14 protein-coding genes are annotated in these 17277 nt (G+C 68.8%); 10 read left to right on the forward strand and 4 right to left on the reverse strand.

Annotated features, from left to right (window positions below; genetic code table 11):
* Positions 1-46 precede the first annotated feature (46 nt).
* The 3 genes from glgC to AC27L4_RS28610 all read right to left on the reverse strand — a co-directional run bounded on the left by glgC (position 47) and on the right by AC27L4_RS28610 (position 6542).
* A complete protein-coding gene (gene glgC, locus AC27L4_RS28600; protein ID WP_487146015.1) occupies positions 47-1318 on the reverse strand; it encodes a glucose-1-phosphate adenylyltransferase in 1272 nt (423 codons plus the stop codon).
* Positions 1319-1545: 227 nt separating this feature from the next.
* Complete coding sequence (gene glgB, locus AC27L4_RS28605) at positions 1546-3753, reverse strand: 1,4-alpha-glucan branching protein GlgB (RefSeq protein WP_487146016.1); 2208 nt, start codon at positions 3751-3753, stop codon at positions 1546-1548.
* A 275-nt stretch (positions 3754-4028) separates the two neighbouring features.
* Positions 4029-6542 (reverse strand): glycogen/starch/alpha-glucan phosphorylase, encoded by a 2514-nt coding sequence (locus tag AC27L4_RS28610; RefSeq protein WP_487146017.1) that lies wholly within the window; start codon positions 6540-6542, stop codon positions 4029-4031.
* A 224-nt stretch (positions 6543-6766) separates the two neighbouring features.
* Between AC27L4_RS28610 and AC27L4_RS28615 the strand changes: the two genes are divergently transcribed.
* Positions 6767-8041 (forward strand): FGGY-family carbohydrate kinase, encoded by a 1275-nt coding sequence (locus tag AC27L4_RS28615; RefSeq protein WP_487146018.1) that lies wholly within the window; start codon positions 6767-6769, stop codon positions 8039-8041.
* Positions 8038-8847 carry a TIGR01459 family HAD-type hydrolase gene (locus tag AC27L4_RS28620; protein ID WP_487146019.1) on the forward strand — a complete coding sequence of 270 codons (810 nt, stop codon included), beginning with the start codon at positions 8038-8040 and terminating at the stop codon, positions 8845-8847. The genes AC27L4_RS28615 and AC27L4_RS28620 overlap by 4 nt, the downstream gene beginning before the upstream one ends.
* A 174-nt stretch (positions 8848-9021) precedes the next feature.
* Here AC27L4_RS28620 and AC27L4_RS28625 read toward each other — a convergent pair whose 3' ends face one another.
* A complete protein-coding gene (locus AC27L4_RS28625) occupies positions 9022-9390 on the reverse strand; it encodes a bleomycin resistance protein (protein WP_487146020.1) in 369 nt (122 codons plus the stop codon).
* 375 nt (positions 9391-9765) lie between these two features.
* Here AC27L4_RS28625 and AC27L4_RS28630 point away from each other — a divergent pair, with 375 nt between their 5' ends.
* The 8 genes from AC27L4_RS28630 to AC27L4_RS28665 are packed head-to-tail and all read left to right on the forward strand — an operon-like array spanning position 9766 to position 17260.
* A complete protein-coding gene (locus AC27L4_RS28630) occupies positions 9766-11841 on the forward strand; it encodes a TonB-dependent hemoglobin/transferrin/lactoferrin family receptor (RefSeq protein WP_487146021.1) in 2076 nt (691 codons plus the stop codon).
* Positions 11842-11849: 8 nt separating this feature from the next.
* Entirely contained in the window at positions 11850-12725 is an 876-nt protein-coding gene (locus AC27L4_RS28635) for a heme/hemin ABC transporter substrate-binding protein (protein WP_487146022.1), read from the forward strand.
* The gene (locus AC27L4_RS28640) at positions 12722-13798 is read left to right on the forward strand and encodes a FecCD family ABC transporter permease (protein ID WP_487146023.1); all 1077 of its coding nucleotides are present in this window, start codon (positions 12722-12724) and stop codon (positions 13796-13798) included. The genes AC27L4_RS28635 and AC27L4_RS28640 overlap by 4 nt, the downstream gene beginning before the upstream one ends.
* Entirely contained in the window at positions 13795-14592 is a 798-nt protein-coding gene (locus AC27L4_RS28645) for an ATP-binding cassette domain-containing protein (protein WP_487146024.1), read from the forward strand. The genes AC27L4_RS28640 and AC27L4_RS28645 overlap by 4 nt, the downstream gene beginning before the upstream one ends.
* On the forward strand, positions 14592-15032 hold the full coding sequence (locus AC27L4_RS28650; protein ID WP_487146025.1) for a hypothetical protein: 441 nt from the start codon (positions 14592-14594) through the stop codon (positions 15030-15032). The genes AC27L4_RS28645 and AC27L4_RS28650 overlap by 1 nt, the downstream gene beginning before the upstream one ends.
* Positions 15033-15039: 7 nt before the next feature.
* On the forward strand, positions 15040-15702 hold the full coding sequence (locus AC27L4_RS28655) for a MotA/TolQ/ExbB proton channel family protein (RefSeq protein WP_487146026.1): 663 nt from the start codon (positions 15040-15042) through the stop codon (positions 15700-15702).
* Positions 15699-16214 carry an ExbD/TolR family protein gene (locus AC27L4_RS28660; RefSeq protein ID WP_487146027.1) on the forward strand — a complete coding sequence of 172 codons (516 nt, stop codon included), beginning with the start codon at positions 15699-15701 and terminating at the stop codon, positions 16212-16214. The genes AC27L4_RS28655 and AC27L4_RS28660 overlap by 4 nt, the downstream gene beginning before the upstream one ends.
* Positions 16214-17260 (forward strand): TonB family protein, encoded by a 1047-nt coding sequence (locus AC27L4_RS28665; RefSeq protein WP_487146028.1) that lies wholly within the window; start codon positions 16214-16216, stop codon positions 17258-17260. The genes AC27L4_RS28660 and AC27L4_RS28665 overlap by 1 nt, the downstream gene beginning before the upstream one ends.
* The last annotated feature ends 17 nt before the right edge of the window (positions 17261-17277 follow it).

The following is a 17277-nucleotide window of genomic DNA, read 5'->3' on the forward strand; positions in this document are numbered from 1 at the left end:
CGCGGCAGGAGCCTCACCCAGGGCGGGAGAGGCGCAGGATATGCCCTCATGTGCCGAGTCTGTCGATCATCGGCTGGGTGATCAGGCAGATGCCCTTGTCCGTGCGGCGGAAGCGCCGGTTGTCGAGCACCGGATCCTCGCCGACCACCAGCCCCTCCGGGATCTGCACGCCGCGGTCGATGACCACATTCTTCAGGCGCGCCGAGCGGGCGATGCTGACATAGGGCAGCACCACCGCGTTCTCGACATCGGAATAGGAGTTGATCCGCACGCCGGTGAACAGCAGCGAGCGCTTCAGCGAGGCTCCCGAGACCAGGCAACCGCCGGACACCAGGGAGGACACCGCCTTGCCGCGCCGGCCATCGGTGTCGTGCACGAACTTGGCGGGCGGCGTGATCTCCGAATAGGTCCAGATCGGCCATTCCCGGTCGTAGAGGTCGAGCGCCGGCACCACGTCGGTCAGGTCGATATTGGCCTCCCAATAGGCGTCGACCGTACCGACATCGCGCCAATAGGCCTCGTTCTCGTGCGAGGACCGCACGCAGCTCTTGGTGAAGCGGTGGGCCACCGCCTTCCCATGCTTGACGATGTGGGGAATGATGTCCTTGCCGAAGTCGCGGCTCGATTTCGGATCGTTGGCGTCGCGGATCAGCTCCTGCTCCAGGAACTTCATCGAGAAGACGTAGATGCCCATGGAGGCGAGCGCCATCTCCGGATTGCCCGGGATGCCGGGCGGGTCCTTGGGCTTCTCGACGAAGGCGACGATGCGGTCCTTGTCGTCGACATGCATGACGCCGAAGCCGGTCGCCTCCATGCGCGGCACTTCCAGGCAACCGACGGTCACGTCGGCGTTCTGCTCCACATGCTGCTGGAGCATCATCTCGTAGTCCATCTTGTAGATGTGATCACCGGCCAGGACGATCATGTATTCGACCGAATGGGTCTCGATGATGTCGAGATTCTGGTACACCGCGTCGGCGGTGCCGGCATACCACTGATCCTCGGAAATGCGCTGGCTCGCCGGCAGGATGTCGAAGCTCTCGTTGCGTTCGGTGCGCAGGAAGTTCCAGCCGCGCGTCAGGTGTCGGATCAGTGAATGCGCCTTGTACTGGGTGGCGACGCCGATGCGGCGGATGCCGGAGTTGATCGCGTTGGACAGGGCGAAGTCGATGATGCGGCTCTTGCCGCCGAAATAGACCGCCGGCTTGGCGCGGCGATCGGTGAGTTCCATCAGGCGGCTGCCGCGCCCGCCGGCCAGGACATAGGCCATGGCCGAGCGGGCGAGCGGGGCGCTCATCGAAGGTGCCTGTCTCGTCATCGTAAATCCTCCCACGCGGATTTCAGATCGGTTCGGGCCTTTGCCCATATTGCCGGAGGTCTTGCGCCGAGCCTCGTCGCAGCGTCCGGATCGGTGCGCGGAGGCGGCGATGGCCGCTCCTCGAAGGGCAATGCCCGAGGCCGGGCAAGACAGGTGCGAGAGAGCGGGACGCCGGCCGCACCGTCCCATCCTCGATCGGAACCGATGCCCGCCACGACGTCACGGCGTCATTCCCCCGTCCATTCCAGGTAGAGCGCGGACAGCGGCGGCAAGGTCAGGCGCGTATGGGCCGGCTTGCCGCCCCAGGGCGCGTCATGGGCGATGACGCCGCCGAGATTGCCGCGATTGTCGCCGGCATAGCGCCCGGCGTCGGTGTTGAGGCATTCGGCCCAGCGGCCCGGACGCGGCAGCGGCAGGACATAGTCGCTGCGCAGCATCGATGTCAGGTTGACGACGACGGCGATCGGGTTGGCACCCGGCGCATGACGCGCCCAGGCGAATACCGAGTTGGCCTTGTCGTCCACCACCAGCCACTCGAAGCCCTCGCCCTCGCAATCGCGAGCGTGCAACGCCGGGCGGTCGCAGTAGAGCCGGTTGAGGTCGCGGACGAGGTCGTTGACGCCGCGATGCGGGCCATACTGGAGGAGGTCCCAGTCGAGGCCGACATTCTCGTTCCACTCGCGACGCTGGGCGAAGTCCTGGCCCATGAACAGGAGCTTCTTGCCGGGATAGCCCCACATCAGCGCGTAGTAGGCGCGGAGCGTGGCGAACTTCTCGCCTTCGAGCCCCGACATCTTGTTCACGATTGAGCCCTTGCCGTGCACCACCTCGTCATGGGACAGCGGCAGCACGAAGTTCTCGGCAAAGGCATAGATCAGGCCGAAGGTCAGGTCGTCGTGATGCCAGGCGCGGTGCACGCCCTCGCGCTTCATGTAGGCGAGGCTGTCGTGCATGAAGCCCATGTTCCACTTGAAGCCGAAGCCGAGCCCGCCCTCGTACACCGGCCGCGACACGCCCGGCCAGGCCGTCGACTCCTCGGCAATGGTGACGATGCCGGGCTGGGCGGCATAGACCTCGCGGTTCATGCGCTCCAGGAAGGCGATGGCGTCGAGGTTCTCGCGGCCGCCGCGGACATTGGGCAGCCACTCGCCCGCCCGGCGCGAATAGTCGAGATAGAGCATCGAGGCGACGGCATCGACGCGCAGGCCGTCGATGTGGAAGCGTTCGAGCCAGAACAGCGCATTGGCGATCAGGAAGTTCGCCACCTCGCGCTTGCCGAAATCGTAGATCGCCGTGTTCCAGTCGGGATGGAAGCCGCGCCGCGGATCGGGATGCTCGTAGAGCGCCGAGCCGTCGAACCAGGCAAGGCCATGGCTGTCGGTCGGGAAATGCGCCGGCACCCAGTCGAGGATGACGCCGAGCCCGGTCCGGTGCGCCCGGTCGACGAAGCGCGCAAAGGCCTCCGGCGTGCCGAAACGGCTGGTCGGCGCGAACATGCCGGTGGGCTGGTAGCCCCAGGACGCATCGAGCGGATGCTCGCTGACCGGCAGGAGCTCGATGTGGGTATAGCCCAGATCGGCCACATAGGGCACGAGCCGGTCGGCCAGCTCGTCATAGGTCAGGAAGCGCTGGTCCTCGCCGCGCCGCCACGAGCCCAGATGCACTTCGTAGATCGACATCGGCGAGCGCCGCCAATCGCGGGGGCGATGCTCCATCCACTCCCGATCGGTCCAGACGAAGGGCTGCGTCGAGACCACTCTCGACGCCGTGCCCGGACGCATCTCGCTGGAGAAGGCGAAAGGATCGCTCTTCAGCGGCAGCAGCGCGCCGGTCGGCCCGATGATCTCATATTTGTAATAGGCACCGACGCCGACGCCGGGCAGGAAGATCTCCCAGACGCCCGTGTCGATGCGCTTGCGCATGACATGGCGCCGTCCGTCCCAGGCGTTGAAGTCGCCGACCACCGAGACGCGCCTGGCATGCGGCGCCCAGACGGCGAAATGCACGCCCTCGACGCCCTCGTGCACCAGCGGACGGGCGCCGAGCTTGTCCCAGAGCCGCAGATGGGTCCCCTCGGTGAGGAGGTAATCGTCCATCGGGCCGAGGAGCGCGCCGAAGCGGTAGGGATCCTCGAACGTCCATTCGCCGCCGGCATTGGCCGCATGCAGCCGATAGAGCCGCTGTCCGCCCGGTACCAGCCCCTCAAAGAGGCCGTCTTCGTCGCGGCAGGCCAGTTCGGCCAGTTGCTCCCCGCCGGGAGACAGGACCGCCAGCGTCCGCGCGCCCGGCACGAAGGCGCGGACGACGAGGCCGGCCGGCGTCTCGTGCGGCCCGAGCACCGCGAAAGGATCGGCATGACGACCTGCGGCCAGAGCAGCGACCGCAACTTCGGACAGGCGCCATTGCGCTCCTGCCTTGCCCTTGCGGGCGGGCAAGCGCTCCCCTGCGCCGGTTGTCTTGCCGTTGCCCTGTCCCAATCCGCCTCCACCCCGATCGAGCCGGCGGCTGCCCCGCTCCTTGGGACAGGCTAGGGCTTTTACCGGCACCGTCAACCGTCGGACCGGCCGAAGGCCGGCAAATTTGCCGGTCTTTTCATCAGGATGGGCGAACGCTCAGCACCGGCACCGGGCATTGAGCGAAGCGGAGCGATAACGAGCGGCGCCGGTGCGGCTACGCACCGGCGCCGCTGCGGCCGTGACGCGGAATCGCCTCAACCCACCTTGATCGTCGGCAAGCCCCAGATCTCGTCGGAATATTCGCGGATGGTGCGATCCGATGAAAACCAACCCATGCGGGCGACGTTGAGGATCGCCTTTTCACGCCAGAGCGCAGGCTTGCCCCAGAGCCGGTCGATCTCGCGCTGGATGGCGCCGTAGCTGGCGAAATCGTCGGTGACCAGGAACCAGTCGGAATTCTTGAGGTTGTCGACGGTGCCGCAGTGGCGCTGCGGGTCGGTGGGCGAGAACACGCCCGAGCCGACCGCGTCCAGCACCTCGGCGAGGCCCTGGTCGGCCTCGATGTTGGCCCTCGGGTCGAGCCCCCTGGCCCGACGGGCCTCAACCTCGGCGGCAGTCAGGCCGAAGATGAAGATGTTCTCGGGTCCGACATGGTCGCGCATCTCGACATTGGCGCCGTCGAGGGTGCCGACGGTGAGGGCGCCGTTCAGCGCGAACTTCATGTTGCCGGTGCCGGAGGCTTCCATGCCGGCTGTCGAGATCTGCTCGGAAAGGTCGGCAGCCGGGATGATCACCTCGGCAAGGCTGACATTGTAGTTGGGCAGGAATGCCACCTTCAGCAGATTGTGTACCGCCGGATCGGTGTTCACCACCTTGGCGACGTCGTTGATCAGCTTGATGATGTACTTGGCCGACGTGTAGCTCGCCGCCGCCTTGCCGGCGAAGATCTTGACGCGCGGCACCCAGTTCCTGTCGGGATGGGCGCGGATGGCATTGTAGAGCGCGATCGTCTCCAGGATGTTGAGGAGCTGGCGCTTGTATTCGTGCATGCGCTTGATCTGCACGTCGAACATCGCCGCGGGGTCGACCCGCAGGCCGAGCGTCTGCTGGATAGTCTTGGCAAGGCGCGCCTTGTTCGCGTGCTTGACCGCGGCGAAACGCTCCTGGAACGCGGCATCCCTGGCGAAAGGCTCCAGCGCGACCAGCTTCTCCGCATCGTCGAGATAGGCGTCGCCGATGGTCTCGCGCAGCAGCGCGGTGAGGCCGGGATTGGCGGTCATCAGCCAGCGGCGCGGGGTGATGCCGTTGGTCTTGTTGGTGATGCGGCCGGGGAAGACGGTGTTGAGATCGCGGAACACCGTCTCCTTCATCAGCTCCGAATGCAGCGCCGAGACGCCGTTGACCTTGTGCGAGCCGACGAAGGCGAGGTTGCCCATGCGCACGCGCCGGCCATGGCCCTCGTCGATGATCGAGACCGCGGCGATCATGGCATCGTCGGCGCCGGCGGCACGGGCCTCGGTGAGGACGCGGGCGTTGATGGCGTAGATGATCTGCATGTGGCGCGGCAGCAGCCGCTCCAGCAGCGGCACCGGCCAGGCCTCCAGCGCCTCGGGCAGCAGGGTGTGGTTGGTATAGGAGATGGTCTCGCGCGTCAGGACGAAGGCATCGGCCCAGGACATGCCGTGGATATCGATGAGGATGCGCATCATCTCGGCAACGGCGATCGCCGGATGGGTGTCGTTGAGCTGCACCGCGGCCTTGCGCGGCAAGGTCTTGATGTCGCGATGCTGCTTCATGTGGCGGCGGACGAGGTCCTGCAGCGACGCGGAGGTGAAGAAATACTCCTGCCGGAGGCGCAGTTCCTGGCCGGCAGGCGTCGAATCGGCGGGATAGAGCACCCGCGAGATCGACTCGGCCCTGGTGCGGGCATTGAGCGCGCCGATATGGTCGCCGGCGTTGAACGCATCGAGGGAGATCGGGTCGAGCGAGCGCGCCGACCACAGCCTCAGCGTGTTGACGCGCTGGCCGCGCCAGCCGACGACCGGCGTGTCGTGCGCCACGGCCAGGACGGTCTCGCCCGGCTTCCAGGCATGCACCGCCGAGCCGTCCCAGCCTTCGGAGGCCTCGACCGCGCCGCCGAAGCCGATCTCGAAGGCGACCTCGCGGCGGGGAAACTCCCAGGGATTGCCATAGGCAAGCCAGTTCTCCGGCGATTCGGTCTGCCAGCCGTCGACGATGTTCTGGCGGAACAGGCCGTTCTCGTAGCGGATGCCGTAGCCATAGGCCGACACGCCGACGGTCGCCATGCTCTCCATGAAGCAGGCCGCCAGCCGTCCGAGGCCGCCATTGCCGAGCGCCGCATCGGCCTCCAGCTCGGCGATCGAGTCAAGGTCGACACCGACCGAAGCCAGCGCCTCGCGCGCGGTGTTGAGCAGGCCCATATTGTTGAGGCCGTCCCTGAGCAGGCGGCCGATCAGGAACTCCAGCGACAGGTAGTAGACGCGCTTGCCGCCCGTCCGGTAGGTGCTGCGGGTGGTCGCCATCCAGCGGTCGACGATCCGGTCGCGCAACGCCAGGCTGAGGGCACGCAGCCAGTCGTGATCGCGCGCCACGACGGGGTCCTTGCCGACGGCATAGGTGAGCTTGGCCAGGATGAGATCGCGAAACCCGCGTGCGTCTCCCGTCGCCTCGGGCAGTTGCGCGCCGTCGTCGGCAACTGCGAGCGCGGTATCGGGGGAATAGAGGCGGTGATCGGTCGTCTTGTCCATCGGCACTGTGGGCATCCCTTGGGAAAGGTCGGCGTTGCTTTACCCCAGAAGCAAGACTCATGCGAGCGGCAAGGCGCCGCCGCAGCCGGCAGGAGGCATGGTCGCGCGCAGATTCCGGCCGAGCGCGTCCCGCAGAGCACAATCGGCAATGTTCCGAGCTTGTGCGCTGCGGCGATTCCCACGCAATATGGAGCAGCCCAAGGGCAAAATCGTGGAGTTTTCGCATGTCGCTCGTTATCGGCATCGATATCGGCACCTCGGGTGTACGCGCCATGGCCGTCGACGAGCACGGCCGGATCATGGGCGAGGCCCGCACCGCCCTGCCCGCACCCGAGCGCAGCGGCGCCACGGCCACGCAGGACCCGGCCCTGTGGTGGGCTGCCTGCGAGGCCACTCTCGCCGTGCTGACCGGCCAGATCGATCCGGCCCGGGTGGCGGCGCTGGCAGTCGACGGCACCTCCGGCACCATGCTGGCGGTCGACGCCGGCGGCAAGCCGCTCGGGCCGGGCCGCATGTACAATGACGGCGCTGCCGTCGAGGCTGCGGCCCTGATCGGCCGCGTCGCGCCCAAGACCAGCGCCGCGCATGGCGTCACCTCGGGCCTTGCCAAGGCGATCGAGCTCGCCTCGGCCGGGCCGGCGCGCATCCTGCACCAAGCAGACTGGATCGCCGGACGCTTTTCCGGTCGCCTGGACGTGTCCGACGAGAACAATGCACTCAAGACCGGCTACGATCCGGTGGCCCGCGCCTGGCCGGACTGGATCGCGGCCACAGGTTTCGACCGCACCCTGCTGCCCGCCGTGGTGCCACCGGGCACGGCGATCGGCCCCGTGCTGCCCGCCGTCGCCGCCCGTTTCGGCTTCCCGGCAGGGACGCTCGTCGCCGCCGGCACGACCGACGGCTGCGCCTCCTTCCTCGCCACCGGCGCCGACGTGGCGGGCGACGCGGTCAGCGCCCTCGGCACGACGCTGACGGTGAAGCTGCTCTCGGACGTGCCGATCTTCTCGCCCGAGCACGGCATCTACAGCCATCGCCTCGGCGAGCGATGGCTGGCCGGCGGCGCCTCCAATTCGGGCGGCGCGGCCCTGGCCCAGTTCTTTCCGGCCGACCGTATCGCCGAGCTCGAACCCCACCTCGATCCGAACCGCGACAGCGGTCTGGATTATTATCCCCTGCCCAAGCCGGGCGAGCGCTTTCCGATCGCCGATCCCAACCTTGTCCCACGCGTCACGCCGCGCCCTGCCGACGACGCCGTGTTCCTGCAGGGGCTGCTGGAGGGGATCGCCGCGATCGAAGCGCTCGGCTACCGACTGCTGGCCGATCTCGGCGGGCCCCGGCTGCGGCGTGTGATCTCGGTCGGCGGCGGCGCCAAGAACGCGGCCTGGACCACGATCCGCGCCCGCAAGCTCGGCGTCGAAGTCTCGACCGCCGCCACCGACGAGGCCGCCTATGGCGCGGCGCGACTGGCGCGGCTTGCACTGGCGAAGGGACAGGCATGACTCGGCTGCGCGACATCGCCCCGGCCTACAAGCTGTTCTTCGTCGACCAGTTCGGCGTGCTGCGCGACAGCACCAGTCCTTATCCCGGCGCGATCGAGGCGCTGCGCCAGCTTCGCGCCGATGGGCGCAAGGTCGTGATCGTCTCGAATTCGGGCAAGCGCTCGGCGCCCAACGAGGAGCGGATGGAGCGGCTCGGCTTCTCGCGCTCGTCCTGGGACCTGTTCCTGTCCTCCGGCGAGGTCGCCTGGCGCAAGCTCGCGGCCCGGCCCGCCTCCGAGCGGCCCAAGCGCTGCCTGATCCTGGCGCGCGACGGTGACGTCTCGCCGATCGAAGGCCTGGGCATCGTCGTCGCCGAGACGGCGGCCGAGGCCGATCTGGTGCTGATCGCCGGATCGGAGGCGCCGGAGAAGACGCTGGCCGACTACGAGGCGCTGCTCGAGCCGGCGGCGTCGCGCAAGGTGCCGGCCCTGTGCATCAACCCCGACATGACCATGCTGGTCGAGGGCGGCACGGCCTTCGGCGCCGGCCGCATCGCCCGTGCCTATGCCGCGCTCGGCGGGCCGGTGACCTGGATCGGCAAGCCCTATCCGGAGATCTATCGCACGGCGCGCGCCATCATCGGCATCGACGGGCCTGCGCTGGGCGTCGGCGATTCGGTGGAGCACGACATCGCCGGCGCCAAGGGAGTCGGCGCCGACGCCGCCCTGATCCTGGCCGGCATCCATGCCGGCGAGACCGACCTGGAGGCGATCTATCTCAAGGAAGGGGCGCGGCCCGACCACGTGCTGGAACGTTTCGTGTGGTGAGCGCCGCATCGGCGCCCCCGGGGCAGGCGACCGTCAGGCGAGCCTTTCCAAGGCGGCGTCATCGCCGTGCACGGGCAGGCGCACTGCCATCGCCTCGGCCTTGCCGGAAGACGACGAGACCCGATCCTCGGGCCCGCGCGGCGGGAGTGACGCCCCTCCCCGCCTCGATAGCATTCAGACGTTCTCGGCCACCGGTTCGCAGAAGCGGATGAGGTTGCCGTGGCAGTCGACGACGTCGAACTCGCGCATGCCCCAGGGCTTGGTCTGGAGCTGGCCGCGGCGATGAATGATGCCGAGCGGCACGAAGGTCTCGAACAGGGCCTCGATGCCGGCGACGTCGATCCAGCAACTGGTGCTCTGCGGCACCCGGCGATTGCCGGTCAGCCAGAAATGCAGGCGCACGCCGTCGCGGGCGAGGCCCAGCAGCCCAAGGTCGCGAAACTGCACCGAAAAACCCAGGCGCTCGTAGAAGGCAACGGTCTCGTCGAAGCTCAGTGAAGCCAGGGTGGGCACCGAGGCGGTCAGGCGCGGCGGCACGATCATGCGAACCTCCCCGGCGCCCGGATGCCTCCGGCGCGCCGTTCGATCCCGCTTTGCCCGGGCCGCTCCCGGCCCCCTCTCATTCCCCGCATCACCTCGCCCCTCTCTCACAATAGAATCGATCGAAACTGCGCGAACACTGAGTGTTCACAATTTGGAATGAAGCAAAACTGCACATTCTAAAGCATTGCAATACTTTATAAATTTCTTGACTCCCACTTTTTATTCCATCAGGACGTCTCTCGTGTAGAGCCTTGGAGTGATTTCGACAAGTTCAATTGCGAAATTGTTCCAGATTTGAAGAACTACAAATTGAACCGAGTGACTGAAATGATATCGGCTGGGCGTTTGCGCACTCTTCATCTTGCCGCTGTCTCGATGGCAGCCCTGCTCATTGCCGCGCCGGCCCAGGCGCAGGAGGCAGACACGGTCGTGCCGGCGGACAGCGACATCATCACGCTCGATGCCGTGACCGTGACCGCGACGAAGACCGGCGAGAGAGCGATCGACGTGCTCGGCGGCGCCACCGTCGTTACCGGCGAGGAGATCCGGCAGATCCAGCCGGGCAGCGTCTCGGACATCCTGCGCAACATCCCCGGCGTGGCGACGCCGGAGTCGGCAAACGATCCGATGCAGGCGGTCAATATCCGCGGCCTGCAGGATTTCGGCCGCGTCAACGTGCTGATCGACGGCGCCCGGCAGGATTACCAGATCTCCGGTCACAACGCGAACGGCTCGTTCTATCTCGACCCGGAGTTCGTCGGTCAGGCGGATGTGACGCGCGGCCCCATCGCCAACATCTACGGCTCCGGCGCCATCGGCGGCGTGGTGTCGCTCTCGACCAAGACGATCGACGACATCCTGACCGAGCAGGAGCGCTACGGCGTGATGCAGCGGATCGGCTTCAGCACCAACGGCAGCGGCATCTTCACCAGCACATCGGCCGCGGCCCGCTACGGCACCGTCGCGGACTTCTACGGCCAGTTCGTCTACCGCGACAACGGCTCCTATGCGGACGGCGCAGGCATCACCATCCCCGACAGCGGCCAGGAGGTGCTGGGGGGCCTGCTGAAGGCGAACTTCCGCCCGGCGGAAGGCCAGACCATCAGCCTGAGCGCGCTGATGCAGAACTTCGACTACACCAACAACGGCACCAGCAGCGGCGGCTCACGCTTCCACAACGACACCGACGCCTCGACCTACACCATCGGCTACCGCTTCCAGCGGCCGGACATCTGGTGGCTCGACCTCAGCGCCAAGGCCTACTTCACGCAGACCAAGACCGTGAAGACCATGCTGGAGCCGAACGCGACCTATAGAGCGCTCGGCGTCGAGCCCGGCGACAAGCTGTCGGACCGGATCAACACCTACGGCTTCGACATCTACAACACCACCCGCTTCGCCACGGGCGCCTTCGACCACACCCTCACCTACGGCCTGGACGGCGCACGGGACGATGTGAAAGTCATCGACCGGGCCGGCGGCTATGTCGGTGCCTTCACGCCATCGGGCGAGCGGACGCTGTTCGGCGGCTTCATCCAGGACGAGGTACGCTATGGCGGCTGGCTGCGGGTGCTCGGCGGCCTGCGCTATGACAGCTACACGCTCGAGGGCGGATCTTACCGGTCGGACGGCAGCCACGTCTCGCCCAAGTTCACTGTCGGCGTGACGCCGATCCAGGGCATCGAGCTCTACGGCACCTACGCCGAGGGTTACCGCGCCCCGTCGATCACCGAGACCCTGATCGGCGGCATGCATCCGTTCCCGGCCTTCATGATCCTGCCGAACCTCAACCTGAGGCCGGAGGTCGGCCACAACCTCGAGGGCGGCGTCAACGTCCAGTACGACAATATCCTGATCGACGGCGACCGGTTCCGCGCCAAGGCGACGGCGTTCCACAACAAGGTCGACGACTACATCGACATGGAGCAGGTGGGCGATCCCTACCTCGTGCCCTACATCCCTGGCATGCCTGCGAGCGTCTGCGAGACGAGGCCGCAGCTCTGTTTCGAAATATGGTCGCAGCAATACGTCAACATCGCCCAGGCGACGCTCTCCGGCGTCGAGCTGGAAGGCGCCTATGACTGGCAGCGCGGCTTCATCTCGGTCTCGGCCACCCACACGGAGGGCAAGAACGACGCGACCGACGCGGTCCTGAACTCGGTGCCGCCGGACAGGATCTCGACGACGCTGGGCTTCCGCTTCCTCGAGGACGCGCTCACCGTCGGTGGGCGCTGGACCCTGGTCGACGCCAGCGACAAAAACGTGCTCAATCCGACCGGCGGATATGGCCTGGTCGATCTGTTCTCGACATATCAATACAATGAATCGGCTTCCGCGGCGCTGAGCGTCAACAACGTCTTCAACCGCAAGTATACGGAGTACCTCGACAGCGAGCCCTCGCCGGGCCTGACGGTCAAGTTCTCCCTGCAGGTCAAGCTGGCGGCGAAGTGATGGCGCTGATGTCGCAAGCCGGCCTCGCCCCCTCCCGCCGCAGCCTCCTCGCCGGAGCTGCCGCCCTGCTGCTTGCCGGCCGCCCGGCCCTCGCGGCCGCGCCGACACGCATCGTCTGCGCCGGCTCGGACGTCACCGAGACGGTGGTGGCGCTGGCCGGGATCGAGGTGGTCAAGGGCGTCGATTCCACGTCGCAGACGCCGGCCGCGGTCAGGAGCCTGCCCTCGATCGGCTATCTCCGCCAGGTCTCGGTCGAGGGCATTCTGTCACTGCGGCCCGACCTCCTGATCTCCAACCGCGATCTCGGGCCGCCGCCGGCCGTCGAGCAGCTGCGCGGCACAGGGCTCAAGATCGAGATGATCGAGGGCAGCCCGGACGGAGAAGGCATTGCCGCCAAGGTGCGCCGCATCGGCGCCATCGTCCACCGCGAGGCCGAGGCGGACAAGCTGGCCGAGGCCGTGTCGCGGAAGATGCAGGCGCTGGCCAGTAGGTTGGAGGGGATTGCCGACCGGCCGCGCATCGTCTTCGTACGCTCGTCCGACGGCGGCGTGTTCCTGGCCGCCGGCAAGCTCAATCTGGTCAATGCCGCCTTCGCCCTGGCCGGCGGCGTCAACCCGCTCGACTTCCCCGGGTTCAAGCCGGTCTCCCGCGAGGTGCTGGCCGCCTCGCCGCCGGACTTCGTCGTCACCGGCGAGGAGGCGGTCGCCAAGGCCGGCGGCGCCGAAGCGTTCCTGCGCGCCGGCGGCCTGGAGCAGGCCTTCGCCGGCAAGCCGGAGCGGCTCGTCATGCTCGACCTGACCACGCTGTTCAGCTTCGGTCCCTCTTCGGCCGACGAGATCGAGCGCCTCGCCCGGCGCGTCCACCCCGAGCGCTTCACGCCATGAACGCGGCCGGCGACACCGGCGCGCTCGGCCCCATGGCCGGCGTAGCCGATCGGCTCGATCCGGCGGCCCGCGAGAGGCTTGTGCTGGCGGCGCTGCTGCTCGCCCTGCCGCTCGCGGTCGCCGCCGGCGCCGGCATCGGCAGCGTCCGCATCCCGCTCGCCTCCTGGCTCTCGGTTCTCCAGGGGGAGCCCGACGCGCTCGGCTCGCTGCTCCTCACCATCCGTCTGCCGCGCGTGGCGATGGCGGGCCTGATCGGCGCAGGGCTGGCGCTGGCCGGCGCCAGCCTGCAGGCGATGTTCCGCAATCCGCTGGCCGATCCTGGCCTCACCGGCCCGGCCTCCGGCGCCATGCTGGCCGCGGTGGCGGTGATCGTGCTCTGGCAGAGCACCACCGGCCTGCTCGGCCTGTTCGGCGTCTATACGCTGCCCATCGCCGCCTCGCTGGGCTGCGCCGTGACGACCGTGCTGGTCTATCGCCTGGCGCGGGACGAGGACGGCCAGGTCTCGATCGGCCGGCTGCTGCTCGCCGGCATCGGCGTCAACGCCTTCGTCGCCTCGCTGGTCGGCGTCCTGATCTACCTGTCCGACGACACCCAACTGCGCTCGATCCAGTTCTGGATGATGGGCAGCCTCAGCGGCATCGGCTGGGTCAACGCGCTGGCGGCCGGGCCGGTGGTGCTGATCGCCGGGCTGGTGCTCTGCCGCCGCGGCCGGGCGCTCGACGCCTTCACGCTCGGCGAGGGCGACGCCTTCGCCGCCGGCGTCGACACGCGCCGGCTGAAGCGCGTCGTGGTCACGGCCGGGGCGTTCTGCACCGGCGCCTCCGTCGCCTTTACCGGCATGATCGGCTTCGTCGGCCTGCTCGCGCCGCATATCGTGCGTTTCGCCGGCGGCCACCGGCATCCCTTCGTGCTGCCGGCCTCGGCCGCGCTCGGCGCCATCCTGGTAATCCTGGCCGACATGGTGGCTCGCGTCACCGTCGCGCCGGCGGAACTGCCGATCGGCATCGTCACAAGCCTGATCGGGGCGCCGTTCTTCCTCACCCTGCTGCAATCGAGGAGCACGCGCGCATGAGCCTCCTGGTCACCGGACTGACGGTCGAGCGCGGCGGCCGCCGCCTCGTCGACGGCATCGACCTCACGGCGCCGGGCGGCCGGGTGCTGGCGGTGCTCGGCCCGAACGGCGCCGGCAAGACCACGCTGCTTGCTGCAATCGCCGGCATGGCGTCGGGTGCCCGCGGCACGGTGATGCTCGACGGCCTCTCCTGCCTCGCCGCCTCCCCGCAGGCCCTGGCCGAACGTCGGGCGCTGATGGCGCAGCACTTCGACTGTCCCTTCGGCTATGGCGTGCGCGACGTGGTGGCGCTCGGGCGCATCGCCCATGCCGGCACGCCGCGCGCTCTTGCCGACGCCGATGCCATCGCCGCAGGCCTCGCCGCCGCCGGCATCGGCGCTCTCGCCCGGCGCAGCGTGCCGACCCTGTCGGGCGGCGAGCGCCAGCGCGCCGCCTTCGCGAAGGCCTTCGCCCAGCTCCATGACCGCATGCAGGCAGGGATGCCGCACCTTCTGCTGCTCGACGAGCCGACGGCGAGCCTCGATCCCGAACACCAGCACCGGATCCTGTCGCAGGCGCGGGCCGTCGCCGCCGGCGGCGGCACGGTGATCGTCACCCTGCACGACCTCGCCCTCGCCTCGATCTATGCCGATGACGTGCTGGTGCTGGAGCGCGGACGCAAGGTCGCGCACGGCCCGGTCGCAGAAACCCTCACGCCGGGCCTGATCGCCCGCGTCTTCCATGTGGCGGTCGGCACGGCCAGCGCCGGCACGCGCGCCATCGTTCACCCCCTGCCGCAGACCGAGGCTGCCTGATGCCCGCTCCCCTCCGCGACCGCCGAGCCCGCCTCGCCGCGCTGACCCTCCCGCCGTTCCTCGCTCTGGCGGCGCCGGCCTCGGCCGCCGACACCCTTTCGCTGGATCTCAACAAGCTCGAGCCGAAGGATGGCGCCTGCCGCGTCACCATGGTGGTGGCCAACAGCCGGCCCGCCGCCGCCGAGGCGCTGAAGGCCGACCTCGTGGTCTTCGGCGCCGACGGCGTCGTGGCTCGGCGCCTCGCCGTCGACCTCGGTCCGGTGGCCGCTGCCAAGACCATCGTCAAGATGTTCGACATCCCGACCCTGGGCTGCGAGGCCATCGGCAGCATCCTGCTCAACGACGTGCCGGCCTGCCGCTTCGCCGGAGACGGTACGCCGGCCTCCTGCCTCGAGGCGACTGTCCTGACATCGCGCGCCGGTCCGCGCTTCTTCAAGTGAGACCCCCATGGACCCCGTAACCACTTCCCACCTCTCGCCGATGGCCCTGCTGCTCGGGGCCGATCCGGTCGTCAAGGGCGTGATGGCGACCCTGGTGCTGGCCTCGATCCTGTGCTGGGCGCTGGCCTTCGAGACGGCCCGGCGCCAGGTGAGGCTGCGCCGGGCGCTGCGGGCCGCCGCCAGCCGGGGCCTGGCGTCCCATCCCGCCTTCGTCGACAGCCTCGTCGCCCGGGCACGGGAGACGGCGCGCCTGACGATCCCGCACGAGACCGGCGGCGAATATCGCGGCCGCATCGAACGCGCGATGCGCGAAGCCGGCAACGACCTGATCGGGAACGCCGATGCCGGCCTGTCGGTGCTGGCGACGATCGCGTCGGTGACGCCCTTCATCGGCCTGTTCGGCACGGTCTGGGGCGTGATGAACAGTTTCTCCGCCATCGCCGGCGCCAACGACACCAGCCTCGCCACCGTAGCGCCGGGCATCGCCGAGGCGTTGTTCACCACGGCACTCGGCCTCGTCGCCTCGATTCCCGCCGTGATCTTCTACAACCGGCTCGGCACCGGCATGAGCGGTCTCGCCCGCATCTTCGACGCCTTGATCCGCGACGAGGCCCAGGCCATCGCCGCCACCCGAGGCTTGCCGGCGCAGTTCAGGGCGGCGGCCGAATGAGCGGGCCGCTGCTTTCCCTCGACGAGAGCGGCGGCGGCCACAGGCCCGTTGCCGAAATCAACGTCACGCCCTTCGTCGACGTGATGCTGGTGCTGCTGATCGTGTTCATGGTCACGGCGCCGATGCTGGCGGCCGGCGTCAAGGTCGACCTGCCGAAGGCGCAGGGGCTGCCGCCGATCGAGCACCGCCAGGAACCGCTGATCGTCAGCGTCCGGGCCGACGGCACGGTCTATCTCGGCGACGCGCCGATCGCCCCCGAGGCGCTGCCCGACGCCGTTCGGGCCCGCATCGCCCAGCATCCCGACCTCACCGCGCATATCCGAGCGGACGCCTCGGTCCCCTACCAGCACGTGCTCGACACGATGGCGGCACTGAGCCAGGCCGGCACGGTGCGCATCGCCTTCATCGGGCAGCCGGGCCAGGCCGCTCCGGCCAACGCCGCAACGACGGCGCCGGCCGCGGCCCCCGCCCGGCCGGCATCGCCGCCTGCCATCGCGGAGCCGGCTCGGTGATGCCCTGGAGGCTGCGCAACGCCACCCTGGCCGCCATCGTCGGGTCGACGCTGGCGCACGGCCTGGTGGCGTTGAAGCTGTCGGCAGCGCCGCCGGGGATCGAGACGCGTGAGGATCGCCCGATCCAGGCCTCGCTGGCGCCGGAGCCGATGCCGATGCCGGTCGAGATCGAGGAATCGGTCGAAAGCGCGGAGAACACCATCGAGGCCGAGGAGGCGCTGACCAGCAGCGAGACCAGCGAAGTCGAGCCGGTCGAGACCAGCGAGGCTGTGACCGCGGAGACGCCGTCCCAGACGGCGGAGGCCGCGCCGGTGGAGACGCAGGCCGAGACGCCGCTCGTGGAAACCGCTCAGGCCGTGCCGCCGAGCGAGCCCGAGGCCGTGCCGCCATCCGATGCCGTGCAGATGGCCGATGCGACGCAGGCGTTGGAATTGCTGCCGGAAGAAGCTCCGGACGTGAAGGCGCCTGATCCGATCCCCGTGCCGGACGAGCAGATCGTCACGACAACGGCCGAGCAGGCGGCGACGAGCGTCGCGGCGGTGACCGCCCCCCCGGCACCCGAGCCCGTCGAGCCGCCGCCCTCCAAGCTCCCGCCAAAGCCCAAGCCGAGACCCAAGCCGGTGGCCAAGCCACGCCCCGAGCCGCCCGAGCCCAGGCTGACGCCCGCGACCGCCCGGCCCACGCCGGCGCGGAACGCCCGCAGGGCGGTCAAGATCGTCGGCGGCGCGCCTTCCGACATCGGCACCAGCGCCGATGCCCGCTCGTCCGGCGCGACACGGCAGGACTACGCTGCCTTGGTCAAGGCCGAGGTGTCGCGCCGGGCGCGAATGCCCAGTGCCATGCGAGGCGGCCGCCGTGGTACCGTGGTGGTCCGGGTCCTGGTCCAGGTCGGCAGCAGCGGACGCGCGTCCGCGACCATCATCGCCGGCTCCGGCAACCCGGTCGCGGACCGGGCCACCATCTCGGCGGTGCAGAGCCTGTCGCTACCGCCGCCGCCCGGCGGAAAATTTTCCGCCATCGTTCCCGTTCGCTATCAACTGATCTGACCCCCACCTGCAAGGAG

The organism is Labrys sp. Lb11 (assembly GCF_057554225.1).